Here is a 17282-nt window from a genome sequence, read left to right on the forward strand (position 1 = left end):
GTATTTCCGGGCCTTCAGCGCCTGGCACAGCTCTTGCGATAGCCCTTTCTATCGTCTGCTCCCCCAAGGCCCGCCATGCGCTTGCTCTCGCCCCTCTCCTGGTTGATCTCACCTGCAGCCCTGCTCGCACTCTGGGCCGTGCTGGCCAACGCTGGGCTGTTCCCTGCCAACCTGCTGGTGCCACCGCTGGAGGTCTGGCACAGCTTCACCGAACTGCTGGCCACCGGCGAGCTGCAGGAGCACCTTTGCGGCAGCCTTTCGCGCCTGGCCCTGGGCTTTGTCGGCGGCGCGCTCGGCGGCCTGGCATTCGGCACGGCGCTGGCCTTGTCAAACACCGTAGAGGCCTACTGCGCACCGCTGTTTCACACGCTTCGCCAGGTGCCCAGCATCGCCTTGATCCCGATGTTCGTGCTGCTGTTTGGCGTCGATGAAACCTTCAAGATCGTCATCGTCGCCAAGACCGCGTTCTTCCCCGTGGCCTTGGCCACCTGTGAAGGGGTACGCGCGATCCCGCGCAGTCACTTCGAGGTCGCAGCGGTGTATCGCCTGCGCTGGACTACATTGGTCGGCCGTATTGCCCTGCCCGCTGCCGTGCCCGCGATCGTCACCGGCGTGCGCGTGGCGTTGACCCGCGCCTGGGTGGTGCTGGTGGCCTGCGAGCTGCTGGCCGCCGACAGCGGGCTGGGGCAGATGATCGAAATGGGCCGGCAGATGCTGCGTATCGATGTCGTGATGGTCGGGGTGGTGATCACCGGTGTGATCGGCTTCACCCTGGATTTTGCCCTGCGCCGCGTGGAGCGGCGCTTGTCTGGCTGGCAAAGCCGCTGAGGAGGCAGTAATGAAGCTACACAATACCCGCGGCCTGGTGCTGCCATTGCTGCTGCTCGGCGCCTGGGAATACGCCTCGTGCCAGGACGCCGCCGGCGCCTACGCCTTCGTGCCACTGGCGCAGGTAGGGTCGGCATGGGTCGAACTGCTGGGCAGCGGCGAGCTGCTGATCAACCTGTGGGCAAGCCTGGTGCGTACCTGCACCGGCCTGGCGGTAGGCATTGTCGGTGGTATCGGGCTGGGCGCGCTGATGGCCCTGTCCGCCCCTGCCAACCGCCTGATCGCGCCGCTGTTCCATGCCCTGCGCCAGGTGCCGATGCTGGGCTGGATCCCGTTGATCGCCCTGTGGCTTGGCAACGGCGAAAGCGCCAAGCTGCTGATCGTCAGCCTCGCGGCTTTGTACCCCATGGTGCTCAACACCTTCGAAAGCCTGCGCCAGGTCGAGGGCCAGCACCGTGAAGCCGCCCGCGTGCTGATGCTCAGCCGCGCCCAGCAGCTGCGCTTGATCCTGCTGCCTGCCGCCTTGCCGGGCATCGCCGCTGGCGTGCTGCAGGCACTGGCATTCGCCTGGGTGACCTCGGTCGGCAGCGAGCTGTTCCTGTCTTCCGGTGCCGGCCTCGGCAGCCTGATGATGACCGCCGAAGCCGGCGCGCGCATGGAGATCATCGTGGTCTGCGTGCTGTGCATCGGCCTGTGCGGCTACCTGATGTCCTGGCTCTGCACCCTCCTCTCACGCCGCCTGCTGCGCTGGCGCCCGACCCGTTGAAAGGCCCGACCATGAACGCCATCGCCCATGCTCTACCCACCACCGCCACCCACGGCGCACTGACGCTTCGTGGCCTGAGCAAGACCTACGCCCTCAAGGGCAAGCCGATGCAAGTGCTCAAGGACATCGAGCTGAACATCCAACCTGGCGAATTCGTCAGCATTGTCGGCGCCAGCGGCTGTGGCAAGTCCACGCTGCTGCGGCTGATCGTCGGCCTCGACCAGGACTATCACGGGCAGATCCTGCTCGACCAGCAACCCGTGCGCGGGCCGGGCCTGGAACGCGGCATCGTGTTCCAGGACCACCGCCTGTTCCCATGGATGACCTTGCAGCAGAACATCGCCCTGGCCCTGAAAAACCACACCATGCCAGCCACGCACAAGGACCGCCTGGTGGCTGAGCACATCGAGCTGGTGGGCCTGAGCGGTTACGAACACGCCTACCCGCACCAGCTCTCCGGCGGCATGGCCCAGCGCGCGGCCATTGCCCGGGCGCTGGTGAACAAACCCAAGGTGCTGCTGCTCGACGAGCCGCTCGGCGCCCTCGATGCCCTGACCCGGGTGAGGCTGCAGCAAGAGCTGCAGCGCATCTGGGTGCAGGAGCGGTGCACCGTGATCATGGTCACCCATGACATCGAGGAGGCGCTGTACCTGGGTGACCGGGTGATCGTGATGGATGCCCACCCTGGCAGAATCCGCGAGGACCTGCACATCGACCTGCCGCACCCGCGTGAGCGCGACAGTGCGGTGCTGCACGCGTACAAACAGCGGTTGCTGGGCGAGCTGGTGGGGCATTGAGCTGCGCCTGTGCTAATGTCGGTCGACTTGCTTGCCCATCAACATGGAGCCCCCAACATGGACGTACGTTGCACATCGATCGAGGACGTTCGCTCGCGCATCGACCACATCGACCAGAACCTGGTCGCGCTGCTCGCCCAACGCGGCCAACTGGTCGCCCAGGCAGCCACCTTCAAGAAGACCACCGACGATGTGCGCGCACCGGCGCGGGTCGAGCAGGTGATTGCCAAGGTGCGTGCAATTGCCAGCGATAGCGGGGCGTCGCCCGACGTGGTGGAACGGGTGTACCGGGCGATGATTGCGGCCTTTATCGATGAAGAGCTGAAACTGCATGCCACGTTGAGCCGTGAGTGAACCTGGACGGGTTCAACACTGCCCTACGCGAACCCGGTAGGAGCAGCCTTGTGCTGCGAAGGGGCCGGTGACAGCAGCAAAAATACGCTGTGCTGTCACCGGCCTCTTCGCAGCACAAGGCTGCTCCTACACGAGAATGCGTCGACTCTGGGACGACGAACGCTCAGCCACTCACCCCGCCAGAATGAAGTCTGCCGCCGTCACCGTCGTGGCGTCGGCCACCCCCACCAGGCGGATCGAGTCGGCAGCGCCGATGCTGACCAGCGTATCAGCGCCGACATCGGCGATGGTGACGCTGGCAGCGAAGGTGGCAGCCGTGATGTTGAGCGCGGTGATGTCCAGCCGGTCCTGGCCGCCCGACGCGATGGCATCGAAGTTGATGATCAGGTCGTTGCCAAAGCCTGCAGCGAACTGGAAGACATCATTGCCGTCAGTGGCAATCATCGTGTCGTTGCCCGCCCCACCTGTGACCGTATCGTTGCCAGCGGCACCGTTGATGAAGTCGTTGCCGGCCCCTCCCAGCAAGGTGTCGTTGCCGACGTCACCAAACAGCGTGTCGTTGCCATCGCCACCCTGCAGCAAATCGACGCCGACGCCACCGTCCAGGGTGTCGTTGCCCAGGCCACCCAGCAGCGTGTCGTTGCCAGCGCCCCCCAGCAGTGAGTCATTGCCATCACCGCCATCGAGGCTGTCATCGCCACCGCCGCCGTTCAAGGTATCGATGCCCAGCCCACCAAACAGCTGGTCGTTGCCGGCGTCACCGTTGAGCGTGTCGTTGCCCGCGTTGCCATTGAGGATGTCGTTGCCGCCGTCACCATTGAGCGTGTCATTACCTGCCCCGCCGTTGATGAGGTTGGCCAGCCCATTGCCCGTGGCAGTGAAGTTGCCCACCCCGGTAAAGGTCAGGTTCTCGACGTTGCCGGCCAGGGTGTAGGTACCCAGCGAGGTCTGCACGGTATCGGTACCGGCACCCGACGCTTCGACCACCACATCGTTGGCATTGTCGACCACGTAGGTGTCATTGCCGACGCCACCGACCAGGCGGTCGGCCCCCGCACCGCCATTGAGCACATCGTTGGCGGCCCCCCCAGTGAGGGTGTTGGCCAAAGCGTTGCCGGTGCCGGTGAAGCTGCTGCTGCCGGTGTAGGTCAGGTTCTCGACATTCGCCGTCAGCGTGTAGCTTGCCAGGCTGGTCTGCACCAGGTCGGTCCCGCCGTTCAGCGCTTCGGTCACCGTGTCACCGGCGTTGTCGACCACGAACGTGTCGTTGCCGGCACCACCGTTCATGGCGTCCGCGCCAAGCCCGCCGTTGAGGGTGTCGTTGCCATCGTCGCCGTTGAGGATGTCGGGGTCGTCACCGCCGTTGAGCACGTCGTTACCCAGGCCGCCGAACAGCTGGTCCGCGCCGCCCAATCCGTTGAGGGTATCGTTACCGCCCAGGCCCGAGATCACGTCGTTACCCGCCGAACCGGTCAGGGTGTTGGCCGCGTTGGTACCGACCAGGGTCACACCGGGCGGCACCACCACGGGCGCGGTTGCTGCCGACGTCAGCGTCTCCAGCGTGCCGAAGCCGTCGGTGTAGCGCACGATTACCCGCAGTTGCTGGTTACCCTGGGCAAAGCCCGGGGTGAAGGTGGCCGCCGTTGCGCCGACGATGTTGCTGAAGCTGCTGCCGCTGCCTTGCTGCCACTGGAAGCTGAACGCACCCAGCCCGTCAAGGTCGGCAATGCCAGCGGTAAGCGCGGTCAGCACCTGGCCGCGGTCGGGTGTGGTGTCGCTGATCAGCACCGCGCCTGTCGGTGCATCGTTGACGTTGGCCACCGGGTCGAGGATGTCGGAAGCAACACTTTCGTGCACGCCGAAGTCATCCACGTAGCTGACCACCACCCGCATGTTCTGCCCCACCTGCGCCTGGGTCAGGACGAAGGTGCTGTTGATGGCACCGGCAATGTTGACCCAGCCAACGCCCCGGTTCGACTGCCACTGGAAGGTGAACTGCGGGTTGCTCAGGCCGTCGGCATCGACAATGGTGGCCGGGTTGGCCGTCAGCGTCTGGTTCTGTATCAGCAAGCCGGTCACGGCCGGCCCGGCGCTCGGCGCGCTGTTGGGCGCCGAGTCGACGATTTCCAGGGTGCCCTTGGCATCCTGATACACCGCCCGCACCCGAATGCTCAGCCCCGCCACATCGTCGGTCACCCGGTAGGTGCTGCCGATGGCCCGCGACACTTCGCCGGCCGCGACGAAGGTGATGTCCTCATACATCCCCGAACCCGGCAATTGCTCGACCTGCCAGTAGTAAGCCACTGGGCCGTTGACCGCGCCGGTCGGGTTGCTTGCACTGGCGTTGTCCGCATCATGCACGGCCAGGTCAGTGACCCGCAGCAGCTGGCCAGCCACCGGTGTGTCATCGCGTACGCCGGTGGCATCGTCGAGGATCACCAGGTGGCCCGACGGGCCTGCGTTGGCGGCCGTGCCGACACCGGAGGCGATGGCCCGGTCGGAGAACTGCAGCCGCTCGATGCCGGTCAGCCGATCGACCCCGTCACGCCCCGCTACCAGGTCGGTGACAATCACGGTATTGCCATCGACCACGACGTTGTAGTCCGTCGCCACGCCTGAGAACAGCGCGGTGTCGAAGTTGTCAGTGCCTTTCAGGATCTCCCGCACGATCACCAGTTGCCCGGGGTTGTAGGTGCCGTTGAGCATGAACGGCACCATCGGCTCCATGCTGTCGAACGAGGCGATTTCCGGGCCGGTGCCATCGCTGTTGGCGCGTACGCTGATGCGCACGTTGAGCCACTTGTCACCGTCGAGGATATCGTCACCGCCGCGGCCTTCGATCAGGTCGCTGCCGCTGCCGCCGAGGATGATGTTGCCGCCGTCGTAGAACGTCGCGCCAGCGGCAAGCAGATCGGCCAGGCCGTTGATCAGGCTGATGTTGGTCAGCACGCTGCCATTGGCACCGGCGGTGGGCAGCGAGGCGGCATCTTCGTTGTCGCCGCGCAGGAAGTCACCGTGCGCCGAGCCTGACAGGCCCTCCATGATGTCGAAACGCACCAGCGCCGATGCCCCCGAACCCGGTACCGGCGGCACATCGAAGAAGCGGTCGCTGTAGTCGATGGTCACGCCTTGGGCGAGCCCCTTGAAGGTCGCCCAGTCGTAGCCCGAGCCGCCGATATAGCGGTCACCGAAGCCGAGGCTGCCGACCATGATGTCGTCGCCCCCTTCGCCGTTGAACTTGTCGTTCTCGTTACCACCGACAAACACATCGTTGCCGATGATCGGGTCGTTGCCGAGCGGGTCGAAGTTGTCGCCAGGGGCACCGTCCGAGGTGCCCTTCTCGATCCAGTCGTCCCCTTCGTTACCCATGTCCTGTTCGTTGGCCTTGCTGCCCAGGATGAAGTCATTGCCCTGGCCGCCGATGGCCTCGGAAGCGTCTTCACCGGTGACGATGAAGTCGTTGCCGAAACCGCCAATGATCAGGTTGATGCCATTACCGCCGTGCAGCACGTCGTTGCCGTCGCCGCCCTGGATATTGTCGTCACCGCCCATGTCGCTGATGATGTCGTCGCCGGCACCGCCGCGCAGTTGGTCGTTGCCGTTGCCGCCTTCGATGCGGTCATTGCCGGCATCGCCCCAGACCGTGTCGTCCCCCCCGCCGGAGACGAGCACATCGGCGCCATTGGTGCCACCCAGCACAATGTGCTCGTCACCGGCATAGCGGATGTAGTTGCTGTCCGGCCCTGCGGTCAGCGGGCTGTCGCGGAACACCACCTGCTGGCCGTTCTCGCCCAGCGGGTCGGCATTGCCCAGGCCATCGTTGTACTGCTTGCTGCGGTCCACTTCGAGGTAGAACGCCGGGTCCGAGAACACCAGGCCTGGCAAGTGGGTGGCCGAGGTGTTGGCCATGATCAGCTTGGCGAACGAGTTGCTTTCCAGTTCCGCGTTCATCGACAGGCCAGCGGTGCGCTCCAGGTAGTAGAAGCGGTCGCCGTCCTGGAGTTTTTCCAGCTGGTTCTCGAACACGAAGTTGAACGTTGAACCGAGCATGCCGCCGAACGGGGTTTTCGCTTCGGCCAGGCCGCCGATCCACAGGTCGATGGCATCGACACCGGTCACCGTGACGCCCTTCAGGTCATCGGCCGTGCCCAGCACGCCGTCCTTGCCCGGCCGTGTCACGTTGGCCCAGGCCCCGGTGCCGTTGAGGAAGTCGAGCCGATCAAGCGGCGAACCATCGCCGCCGAACACCAGCGCCATCGCCGCCGCACGCTTGTCCACCAGGGTGGTTGCCCCGGTGATGGTGCTGTGCGTGCCATAGGCGGCGATGAAGTTGATCAACGACTCCGGATGCTTGAGGTGTTGCACCAGGTCGACCCAACTGGTGTACGGCTTGAGTTGGGTATCGCCGGTTTGCCCATAGATGTCGCGGCGTACGGCGTTGAGCGAAGGGATACCGACATCGCGGCCACGGGCGATGTTGATCGCCGGCAGGTCGAGCGGCAGCCCGAGCAGGTTGTTGCGCAGCGCCTCGGTGACGAACTCGTCGATTTCGTTACCGGCCTGGCGGGTAACCCCGCGCACGATGGCACTGGTCGCATCCTCGGGGGTGACGCCACTGGCGGCGTACGCCAGCGGGTTGAGGAACGCGGCGATCAGGCCCAACTGCTGGTCGGGGTCGGCGCTGGAGGGGTCTTTGACCACGTTGAAGTCGATGTCGAAACGGTCGACGGTCTCGGTCAGCATCGAGTGGCCGAAGCGGTACACGGTGTGCGCGAACTCGGCGACGATCGAGGCGTCGAGGTCGACGTCGTACACCTGGGTCGGGGCGAAGAACAGGTCGACACGCGGTTGGATGGTGCGGGCGAACTCCTCGAACACCAAGTGCTGGTACTGCATCTCGGTACCGAACTTGGCTGCCTGGAACAACCGCTCGCCATTCCACACCAGTGCATCGATCTCGGCCTGGCTGGTCGGCAGTGCGTTGACCGGGTTGAGCAGCCACTCGTTGAGGAAGGCCACGTCGCCCGAGTCGAGCACGGTATCCTTGGTCTGCGCCACCAGCCGGTTGTGCTCGGCGTGGAAGATTGCGTGCACGGCGGTCAGGCCGATGTTTTCGTTAACCCGGCCGTCGCCCGCGATGTAGTGCGCATCCAGCAACTCGTTGTCGTAGGCCAGGTTGGCGCCGGTCTGCGGGTTGACCGGGACGGCGTTGCCGACCTGGGTACCGGCATCGGGTGCCAACACACCGCCGTTGAACACTGGCACGGCATTGTGGGCGATGTCGGCGAGGAACTCGTGCCCCGTGCGCACGGCGTTGGTCAGGTCGATCGGCGCCAACGGGTTGCCTTCGACCAGCACGTCGTCCGCCGTGCCGCCCAGGCCATCGGCGCCCTTCATGACCACCATCGGGTAGCCATTGGGCCCTTTGATGAAGTTGCCATAGGCATCGGTCGCCAGCAGCGGAACGTTGTTGACGTCGGCATCGGTGAGGTGAATGCCGAGCAGGTCATTGGCCTGCGCCTTGACCACTTTCCAGGTCGCCATGCCGCCGATTTCGCTGTCGTCGGCACTGCCGAACTTGCCATCGGCGCCCAGGTCGCGGTTGGTGATCAACCGGCCCGTGGCGACGGGGCCATGGTCCGTCATCTGATAGCCGCGCAGGAACACCTGGTGCGACGGGTGCGAGCTGTAGGTCTGGTTCTGGTCCACGAATGGCGTGGTGGTGTTGCTGTGCTCATGGATATCGTCGGCGTTGCCGAGAATGCCATCCGGCCCTGGCTGGTTGGTGGCCCGGGTCAGCACCATGAAGTTGGTGTTGCCACCCGGCACATACAGCGGGTCATCTGGTTGCAGCGGAATGTACACGGTACCCGAACCGCCCTTGGTGACCAGGTCCAGGCCATGGTCGAAGAACTGGCCAAAGAAGGTCATCCAGGCGTTGAACGGCGCAGACAGCCCGGCATCCGCCGTGGTGTTTTCAAACAGGTACACGTCGTGGTCGTCATTGGTGCCGAACTGCCCGTCCAGGCCGGGGCTGGCGACGACCCGCACGCCATCCTTGAGCACATCGTCGTTACCCGGCGTGCCGAAGTTGAGCACGCCGTCGGCGCCAGGGTCATAGGCTGTGGCGTAGGCGGCCGGGTTGTTCGAGGTCTGGTCGACGATCAGGTTGCTGATGGTGCGCGGCTGCGAGTCGAACACTGCGCCGCTGGTTTGTTGGTAGGACGACCCTGGAATGGCCGGCGAGCCTGGGCCGAAGAAGCCGGCAGGCGCGCCTTCAGCGGGGTTGAACACCGGGTCGGTGAGGCGTGGGAAGACGTTATCGGCCGCCCCGAACTGGGTGTTGTTGATGCCGTTGAGGTTCATCAGGTTGTTGTTCGAACCATCGACTGCCCGCAGCCCCAGGGGTGCACGGATGTTGGGTATCAGCGAGAGGATGTCCTGCCCGGCGGCATCAGCCTCGGCGATCTTGATTTGCGCGAGGATGAAGTTGAGGTCGGAACGGACCATGTGCAGGCCTGCGCCACCTTCGCTGGCATCAACCACCGGCGTCGGCGCGGTCGGCACCACGGGGGCGCCCGCCTCGACCACGGCCGTGGGTTGCGAGAACAGCACTTCAGTGGTGCCGTGCGCATCCTGGTAGATCGCCTTCACCCGCAGTGACAGCCCGGCAAGGTCTGGCGAGACCTTGAACGCCGTGCCATCGGCGCTTTGGAACGCCAGGTCGCCGGCCGGCAGCAGGATGATGTCCTCGAACACACCGCTGCCCGGGTCCGCCTCGAACTGCCAGTAGTAGGACACCGAGGTGTTGTTGAGCACGCCTTGCGGATTGGTCAGCGACACATTGTCGCCGTCGCGCACCCCGGCCATGCTCACGGTCAGCATGTCGCCCACGGTGATCGCGCCAGCGTTGTTGTCGGTGACAGTCGGGCTGCCGGTTGGCTGCGCATTCACCCCGGTCACCAGCACGCGCTGGCCATCGGCAAATTGCAGGCGCTCGATATGCAGCAGGGTGTCGACGCCGTCACGGCCGGCAACGGTGTCGGTCACCGTCCACACATCGTCCGACACATCGGCTGTGCCACGGTTGTTCTGGGTAACCACGTAGTCGGCCTGAACTCCGGAGAACACAGCGGTATCGAACGCCGCGCCGCCCGTCGAAGTGCCCGGCAGGATTTCCCGCACGGCCTTGAGCTGGCCTGGGTTATAGGTGCGGTCGAGCATGAACGGGATCATGTCGACCATGCTGTCGAAGCTGGCGATTTCCGGCCCGGTATGGTTGACGTCGCCGGCGGCATACACCGCGATGCGCACGTTGATCCACTTGTCGCCGTCGATCAGGTCATCGCCGCCGCGGCCCTCGATCAGGTCGCTGCCATTGCCACCGAGGATGATGTTGCCGGTGGCAAAGCCGGTGGTGGGCAAACCAGCGTCAGCCAGGAACTGCTGCAGCCCGTGGATCAGCGCCACGTTGGTCAGCGCACTGCCAGTGGCACCGCCGTGGTTGAGGATGGTGACTGCATCGACGTCGTCACCCTTGAGCACATCGCCAAACTTGGAACCGGACAACCCTTCGACTTCGGCAAAGCGGTCGAGGATCGAGGCCGGCGAGGCGCCGACCGGGTTGAACACGCCGGCGTTCTGGTTCGGCGCGTTGCCATGGGGCTGCGCCAGCGCGGCCAGGCTCAGGTCGACAGTGACGCCGACCTGGTCATTCTTGTAGGTGACCCAGTCGAAACCGGACATGCCGTCCATCTTGTCCTGGGCATCGCTGCCGACAAAGATGTCATCGCCGCCTTCACCGATCATCTCGTCGAAGCCACCGCCGCCGACGAAGATGTCGTTGCCGATCACCTCGTCACCCAGCAGCGGCGCGAAGTTGTCGCCGGGCGCACCGTCCTGGGTGCCCTTCTCGATCCAGTCATCGCCTTCGTTGCCGGTAGGCGGCAGGTTGGTCTTGGCGCCGAGGATGAAGTCGTCGCCCTGGCCGCCGAACGTGGTGCTGATGTCTTCGGTGGTGATGATGAAGTCTTGGCCATCACCGCCCAGGATCAGGTTGCCGGCAACGCCCATGCTGCCGGCGACGATTACATCGTTGCCGGCGTTGCCTTCCAGGCGGTTGTCGCCGAACGAATCGGTGATGATGTCATCGCCCGCGCCACCCAGCACCGCATCATTGCCGGCGCCCCCTTCGAGGCGGTCATCGCCGCCGTCGCCGTAGAGCGTGTCGTCACCCTCGCTGGAGATGATGATGTCATTGCCCGCAGTGCCCCCCAGAACCACATGGTCCAGGCCGGTGTAATGCAGGTAGTTGCTGTCGGGGCCCACGGTATCCGGGTTGTCGCGGATCACCAGCGGGACGATTTCCTGGCCGTAGATCATGATGCCGCCGGTAGGGTCGGCCTTGCCGTCGGCACCCAGCCCGGTGAACTGGTTGGCCTGGTTCACTTCGAGGGTGAACGTCGGCGTCAGGAACACCGTGTTGGACAGGTGGGTGACGTCGGAGTTGAGCATGATCAGCTTGGCGAAGGAGTTGTTTTCAAGCTCCGTGCCGAAGTTCAGGCCCGCTGTACGCGACAAGTAGTAGAAGCGGTCGCCGTTCTGCAGCGCCTCCAGCTGGGTTTCGAAGACGAAGTTGAAGCTCGAGCCCAGCATGCCACCGAACGGCATCTTCTGCTCGGCCAGGCCACCGACCCAGAAGTCGATGGTGTCGACGCCGGTGATGGTCACCCCGCTCACGTCGTCCGCAGTGCCCAGCACGCCGTCTTTGCCGGCCCGGGTCACGTTGGCCCAGGCGCCGGTGCCGTTGAGGAAGTCCAGGCGGTCGAGCGGCGCGCCATCGCCCCCGAACACCAAGGCCATGGCGGCGGCACGTTTGTCGGCCAGCGTGGTCGCCCCGGTGATCGTCGCATGGGTGCCGTAGGCGGCGATGAAGTTGACCAGCGATGCCGGGTGCTTGAGGTGGTCGGCAAAGTCGACCCAACTGATGTAGGCCTTGAGCTGGCTGTCGCCGGTCGCGGCATAGAACTCACGGCGCGCCTCGTTCAGCGAGGGGATGCCGGTGTCGCGCCCACGGGCAAGGTTCAGCGCCGGCAGGTCGAGCGGCAGGCCCAGCAGGTTGTTGCGCAGGGCTTCGGTAACGAACTCATCGATCTCGTTGCCGACCTGGCGCGTCACGCCGCGAATGATTGCCCCTGCCGCTTCATCGGCCGTCGCCCCGCTGCCAGCGAATGCCAGCGGGTTGAGGAAGGCAGCGATCAGGCCAAGCTGCTGGTCGGGGTTGTTGGGGTCGGTAAGAACGGGGTTGAACTCGGGGTCGAAGCGGTCGACGGTCTCGGTCAGCATCGAGTGGCCGAAGCGGTACACCACGTGGGCGAACTCGGCGAGGATGGCCGGGTTGATCGAGGTGTCATAACCGTTAGGCGCCAGAAACTCGTCGATCTGCGGCTGGATGGTGCGGGCGAACTCCTCGAACACCAGGTGCTGGTACTGCATCTCGGTGCCGAACTTGGCGGCCTGGAACAGGCGTTCGCCATCCCACACCAGCGCGGCGATCGCGGCAGGTGTGGTCGGCAGCGCGGCAACGTCATCCACCAGCCATTCGTTAAGGAAGGCCAGGTCGCCTGCGGCGAGGATGGTGTCCTTGGATTGCTGGACCAAGCGGTTGTGCTCGGAGTGGAACACGTGGTGCACGGCGGTCAGGCCGATGTTCTCGTTCACCCGGCCGTCGCCGGCGATGTAGTGGGCGTCGAGCAGTTCGTTGTCGTAGGTCAGGTTGTTGCCACCTGGGCCCACCAGCTGCGCGTTGCCCACCGCGGTGTCGCCGTCGGCCTGCAGCACGCCGCCGACCACCACGGGCGCGGCGTTGTGGGCGATATCGTCGAGGAAGCCGTGCCCGGTGCTGACAGCATTGGCCAGGCTGATCGGCGCGGCGCGATTGCCCTCGACCAGTTGGGTCACGTCATCGGGCGTGCCGGCAACCCCATCGGCGCCATTGCTGACGCGCATTACCACCTGCGGCATGCCATTGGGCCCGCGCAGGAAGTTGCCATAGGCATCGGTCGCCAGCAGCGGCACGCTGTGCACGTCGGCATCGGTCAGGTTGATACCGAGCAGGTCGCGGGCCTGGGCCTTGACCACGGCCCAGGTGGCCATGCCGCCATTTTCGCCATTGCCATCGTCGGCCGTGCCGAACTTGCCGTCGGCGCCGAGATCGCGGTTGGTGATCAGCCGCCCGGTAGCGATCGGGTCGCCCGCGGCGTTGAGCATGTACTCGCGCAGGAACACCTGGTGCGAGGGGTGCGAGCTGTAGGTCTGGCTCTGGTCCACGAACGGCGAGGTGGTGTTGGGCTGGCCATCGTCGGCCGTGCCCAGCACACCGTCCGCGCCGGCCGTGCGCACGGCACGTGGCAGCACCATGAAGTTGGTCGGGCTGTTGGGCACGTACAACGGGTCGTCCGGCTGCAACGGGATGAACACGATGTCGGTGGTGCTCTTGGTCACCAAGTCCAGGCCGTGATCGAAGAACTGGCCAAAGAAGGTCATCCAGGCGTTGAAACCGGCCGTCAGGCCCGCGTCTGCAGACTGGTTGGGGATGAAGAACACGGGCTTGTCGTCAGCCGTGCCGAACACCCCATCGAGGCCAGGGCTCATCACCGGCGCCGCGCCGCCATTGGCTTCGACGGCGGCGGGGTTGTTCGGCGTCTGATCGACGATCAGGTTGCTGATGGTGCGCGGCTGCCCGTCGACCACCGTGCCGGTGCCGGCATAGGCCGCGCGGTACGACGCATCAAGCAAACGCAGGAAGGAATTGTCGGCGGCACCGAACTCACTTTGCCCGGCCACCAGGTTGTTGTAGCTGCCGTCCACGGTGCGCAAGCCAAACGGCACCTGGCTGTTGGGCAGCAGATCGATGAGATTGGCGCCCTTGGCGTGGGCTTCGGCGATGAAGATCTGCTTGAGGATGAACTCCAGGTCCGACTTGCTGAAATTGGCCATTTAGATTGCCCTCGATCTATCGGGAGAAAGACACAGGGCAACAGGGTCCATCCCGCGCCCAGTCAGTACTGACGTGCGCAGTTCGTGGTTCGGTTTTCCGGGATCGGTGGTGCGATGACTTCTGGTCAAGCGCGGTCCGTTGGAGCGGCCCGAATAATCAAGACTAAAGTCGTAGGTTCAAACCTTGTCAATAAGCCGTCGAAAAAATGACTCTCGATGATAATGCGTTGCAACTCGCTGTTTTTACGTGACTTATAAAAAGTTCAAAGAATTTATAGAGCGAAATGATATTACAAGATGTTTCGTTGCAACCTACGCTCGTGCTTGTGGGGCACCGCAGCGTTTTCGGATGATTCGCCTACAGAGCGACCCGCCTGCGTGCCGTCCAGAAGCCACATCTAGAGCAGTCCAGAGCGCCGCAACGGCCTCCGGTTTGGTACAGAGGGAGGCCCCAGATGCACAAGCAGCCGCGCACCCGTTCCGAGCTGGCCGAGGCGCTCTTTCGCCTGCGCCGCAGCTTCTACTCACTGGCAGGCTTCAGTGGCGTGATAAACGTCATGATGTTGACGCCAGCTGTCTACATGCTCCAGGTCTACGACCGCGCCCTGGTCAGCCGTAACGTCACCACATTGACGATGCTCACCGTGCTGGTGGTCGGGCTGTTCCTGCTGATGTCCGCCTTGGAAATGATCCGCACCCGCGTGTTGATCCGGGTCGGCAACTGCCTGGACATGGACCTCAACCGGCGCATCTTCAGCGCCGCCTTCGAGCGCAACCTGAACCGCGCCGGTGGCAACCCGGCCCAGGCCCTGCAAGACCTGGCACAGGTCCGCCAGTTCTTGACCGGTAATGGCTTGTTCGCCTTCTTCGATGCACCGTGGACGCCCATCTACCTGCTGGTGTGCTACCTGATCCACCCGCTGCTGGGGCTGGTCACGATGATCGGCTCGATGATCCTCGCCGGCCTGGCGTACCTCACCGAGAAGGCCACCCACAAGCCGTTGGCCGAGGCCAACCACGCGGCGCTGTCGTCTGCCAACTACGCCAACAACAACCTGCGCAATGCCGAAGTCATCGAGGCCATGGGCATGCTGCCGTCGATCAGCAAGCGTTGGTACCAGAGCCATCTGCGCATCCTGCAGATGCAGACGCTGGCGTCCGACCGTGCGGCCTTGATCAGCAGCACCGGGCGCTTCGTGCGCATCACCCTGCAATCGCTGATCCTCGGCACCGGTGCGCTGCTGGCGATCGAAGGCAAGATCACCCCGGGCATGATGATCGCCTGCTCGATCCTCACCGGTCGCGCACTGGGGCCGGTGGAACAGGTCATCGCCTCGTGGAAGCAACTGCTTGGCTGCCGGTCAGCCTGGGGGCGGCTGACCGAACTGCTGCAGGACTACCCGCGCCGCCCACCGAGCATGTCGCTGCAACGGCCCCTGGGCATGCTCGCCGTGGAGAACGTGTTTGCTGGCGCCCCCGGCACCAACACCACCATTCTGCGCGGGGTGAGCTTCAGCCTGGCGCCGGGCGAAAGCCTCGGCATCATCGGCCCCTCCGCCTCGGGCAAGTCCACCCTCGCCCGCCTGCTGGTTGGCGTCTGGCCGACCCAGGCCGGCAAGGTGCGCCTGGACGGCGCCGACATCTTCACCTGGAACAAAGGCGAACTGGGCCCGTGGCTCGGCTACCTGCCGCAGGACGTCGAACTGTTCGAAGGGACCATCGCCGACAACATCGCGCGGTTTGCCGAGGTGGACAGCGATGCGGTCATCCGCGCAGCCAAGAGCACCGGCGTGCACGAGATGATCCTGCGCTTCCCGCAGGGCTACGACACCCGCCTGGGCACCGATGGCAGCCCGCTTTCCGGTGGCCAGAAACAGCGTATTGCCCTGGCCCGTGCGTTGTATGGCGAACCTAACCTGGTGGTGCTGGATGAGCCCAACGCCAACCTCGACGATGTCGGGGAAAAGGCCCTGGTCGATGCCCTGGGCGAACTCAAAGGCCGTGGCGCCACGGTGGTGCTGGTTTCTCACCGGCCCAACGTGCTGTGCGCCGTCGACAAGGTGCTGATGCTGCGTGACGGCGGCGTGCAGATGCTGGGCACGCGCGACGAAGTCTTTGCCGCGCTGCGCAAGGCAAGCGTGATACCGGCGGCCGCAGCAGCGCCGCTGGCTTCGGTAAAAGTACGGGAGTAACCGATCATGCACATGAGCCAACCGACCGAGTTGATCCCTGCCGAGGCGAAGAGCCTGATCGACCTGGATGCCGGCAAGCCGGTGCGCTGGGGCCTGTGGCTGGTGCTGGCCGGCTTCGGCGGCTTTTTGCTGTGGGCCTGGCTGGCGCCGCTGGATGCCGGCGTGGTCGCCACCGGCACGGTCAAGGTCACCAGCAATCGCAAGGCCGTGCAGCACCTGAGCGGCGGCACCGTAGAGGCGATCCTGGTGCGCGAAGGCGACGTGGTGAAAAAGGACCAGGAACTGGTTCGCCTCGATGCCCTGCGAGCCGTGGCCGAACAGGGCGCAGTCAGCGCCCAGTACATTGTCAGCAAGACCGTGGAAAACCGCCTCGAAGCCGAGCGCGACAACCGCGACTCGGTGACCTTCGACCCCGCGCTGCTCAAGCGCTTCGGCGCAGACCCACGCCTGCTGGCCGCCATGGACTTGCAGCAGCGCTTGCTGGACACCCGCCGCGCCGGCCTGGCGGGCGAACTCAGCATCCTCGAAGAGAACCTGGCGGCATCGGCCGTGCAGCTCAAAGGCCTGCAGCAGGTGTACGGCGCCCGCGCCTCGCAGATCAACTTCCTCGGCCAGGAGCTGCAAGGGACCCGCGTGCTGGCCGCCGAAGGTTATGTGCCGCGCAACCGCCTGCTGGAACTGGAGCGCAGCAACGCCGACCTCTCCGCCGGCCAGGCCGAAAACCTCAACAACATCGCCCGGGTACGCAGCCAGGCCACCGAGATCAAGCTGCGCATGCTTCAGCGCCAGCACGATTACTTGAAAGAGGTCGAGTCGCAACTGACCGACACCGCCAAGGAAAACACCACCCTGGCCGACCGCTTGCGTGCATTGGACTACGAAGTGACCCACACGGTGATCCGCTCACCCATCGATGGCATGGTCCAGGCGCTGGGCATCGCCACGGTCGGCGGGGTTATCCAGCCTGGCGCCAAGCTGATGGAAATCGTCCCGCTCGACGAGCCGTTACAGGTCGACGCGATGATCCCGGTGCAGGCCATCGACAAAATGGTCCCAGGGCTTGCCGTGGACATCGCCTTCCCGGCCTTCAATCACGCACAGACCCCAAACATCCCCGGCCGTGTGAAAACCATCTCTGCCGACCGCCTGCTCGATGAAGAGAGCAAGCAGCCGTTCTACCTGGCGCAGGTGGACGTTTCACCCGCCGGCATGAGCTTGCTGGGCAGCAACCATATACGCCCCGGCATGCCGGCCACCGTCACTATCAAGACCGGCGAGCGCAACCTGCTCAGCTACCTGCTCAAACCCATGCTCGAACGCGTCGACAGCGCTTTCAAGGAGCAATGA

At 64.8% G+C, this 17282-nt stretch carries 7 protein-coding genes; 6 read left to right on the forward strand and 1 reads right to left on the reverse strand.

The window, feature by feature from the left end; all coding sequences use genetic code 11:
• Positions 1 to 75 precede the first annotated feature (75 nt).
• From OO306_RS00855 to OO306_RS00870, 4 genes are read left to right on the forward strand one after another with little or no spacing between them, the layout of a single operon-like run.
• The gene (locus OO306_RS00855; protein ID WP_265967413.1) at positions 76 to 828 is read left to right on the forward strand and encodes an ABC transporter permease; all 753 of its coding nucleotides are present in this window, start codon (positions 76 to 78) and stop codon (positions 826 to 828) included.
• A 10-nt stretch (positions 829 to 838) separates the two neighbouring features.
• Entirely contained in the window at positions 839 to 1594 is a 756-nt protein-coding gene (locus tag OO306_RS00860) for an ABC transporter permease (RefSeq protein ID WP_265967414.1), read from the forward strand.
• A gap of 11 nt (positions 1595 to 1605) precedes the next feature.
• The gene (locus tag OO306_RS00865; RefSeq protein ID WP_099429819.1) at positions 1606 to 2391 is read left to right on the forward strand and encodes an ABC transporter ATP-binding protein; all 786 of its coding nucleotides are present in this window, start codon (positions 1606 to 1608) and stop codon (positions 2389 to 2391) included.
• Between the two features lie 57 nt (positions 2392 to 2448).
• Positions 2449 to 2745 (forward strand): chorismate mutase, encoded by a 297-nt coding sequence (locus OO306_RS00870; protein ID WP_265967415.1) that lies wholly within the window; start codon positions 2449 to 2451, stop codon positions 2743 to 2745.
• A 171-nt stretch (positions 2746 to 2916) separates the two neighbouring features.
• Here the strand turns inward: OO306_RS00870 and OO306_RS00875 are convergent, their stop codons facing one another.
• Positions 2917 to 13743 (reverse strand): peroxidase family protein, encoded by a 10827-nt coding sequence (locus OO306_RS00875; protein ID WP_265967416.1) that lies wholly within the window; start codon positions 13741 to 13743, stop codon positions 2917 to 2919.
• 455 nt (positions 13744 to 14198) lie between these two features.
• Between OO306_RS00875 and OO306_RS00880 the strand changes: the two genes are divergently transcribed.
• Together OO306_RS00880 and OO306_RS00885 are read left to right on the forward strand one after the other, a co-directional pair.
• A complete protein-coding gene (locus OO306_RS00880; RefSeq protein WP_085273306.1) occupies positions 14199 to 15935 on the forward strand; it encodes a type I secretion system permease/ATPase in 1737 nt (578 codons plus the stop codon).
• Between the two features lie 6 nt (positions 15936 to 15941).
• A complete protein-coding gene (locus OO306_RS00885; RefSeq protein WP_099429825.1) occupies positions 15942 to 17282 on the forward strand; it encodes an HlyD family type I secretion periplasmic adaptor subunit in 1341 nt (446 codons plus the stop codon).

Source organism: Pseudomonas sp. DCB_AW (assembly GCF_026240895.1).
Taxonomy (GTDB): Bacteria; Pseudomonadota; Gammaproteobacteria; order Pseudomonadales; family Pseudomonadaceae; genus Aquipseudomonas; species Aquipseudomonas kermanshahensis.

Bases quoted from the DNA above. Each gene is read 5' to 3' on its own strand.
- OO306_RS00860 (WP_265967414.1), top strand. From the start codon at position 839: ATGAAGCTACACAATACCCGCGGCCTGGTGCTGCCATTGCTGCTGCTC.
- OO306_RS00870 (WP_265967415.1), top strand. From the start codon at position 2,449: ATGGACGTACGTTGCACATCGATCGAGGACGTTCGCTCGCGCATCGAC.
- OO306_RS00865 (WP_099429819.1), top strand. From the start codon at position 1,606: ATGAACGCCATCGCCCATGCTCTACCCACCACCGCCACCCACGGCGCA.
- OO306_RS00875 (WP_265967416.1), bottom strand. From the start codon at position 13,743: ATGGCCAATTTCAGCAAGTCGGACCTGGAGTTCATCCTCAAGCAGATC.
- OO306_RS00885 (WP_099429825.1), top strand. From the start codon at position 15,942: ATGCACATGAGCCAACCGACCGAGTTGATCCCTGCCGAGGCGAAGAGC.
- OO306_RS00880 (WP_085273306.1), top strand. From the start codon at position 14,199: ATGCACAAGCAGCCGCGCACCCGTTCCGAGCTGGCCGAGGCGCTCTTT.
- OO306_RS00855 (WP_265967413.1), top strand. From the start codon at position 76: ATGCGCTTGCTCTCGCCCCTCTCCTGGTTGATCTCACCTGCAGCCCTG.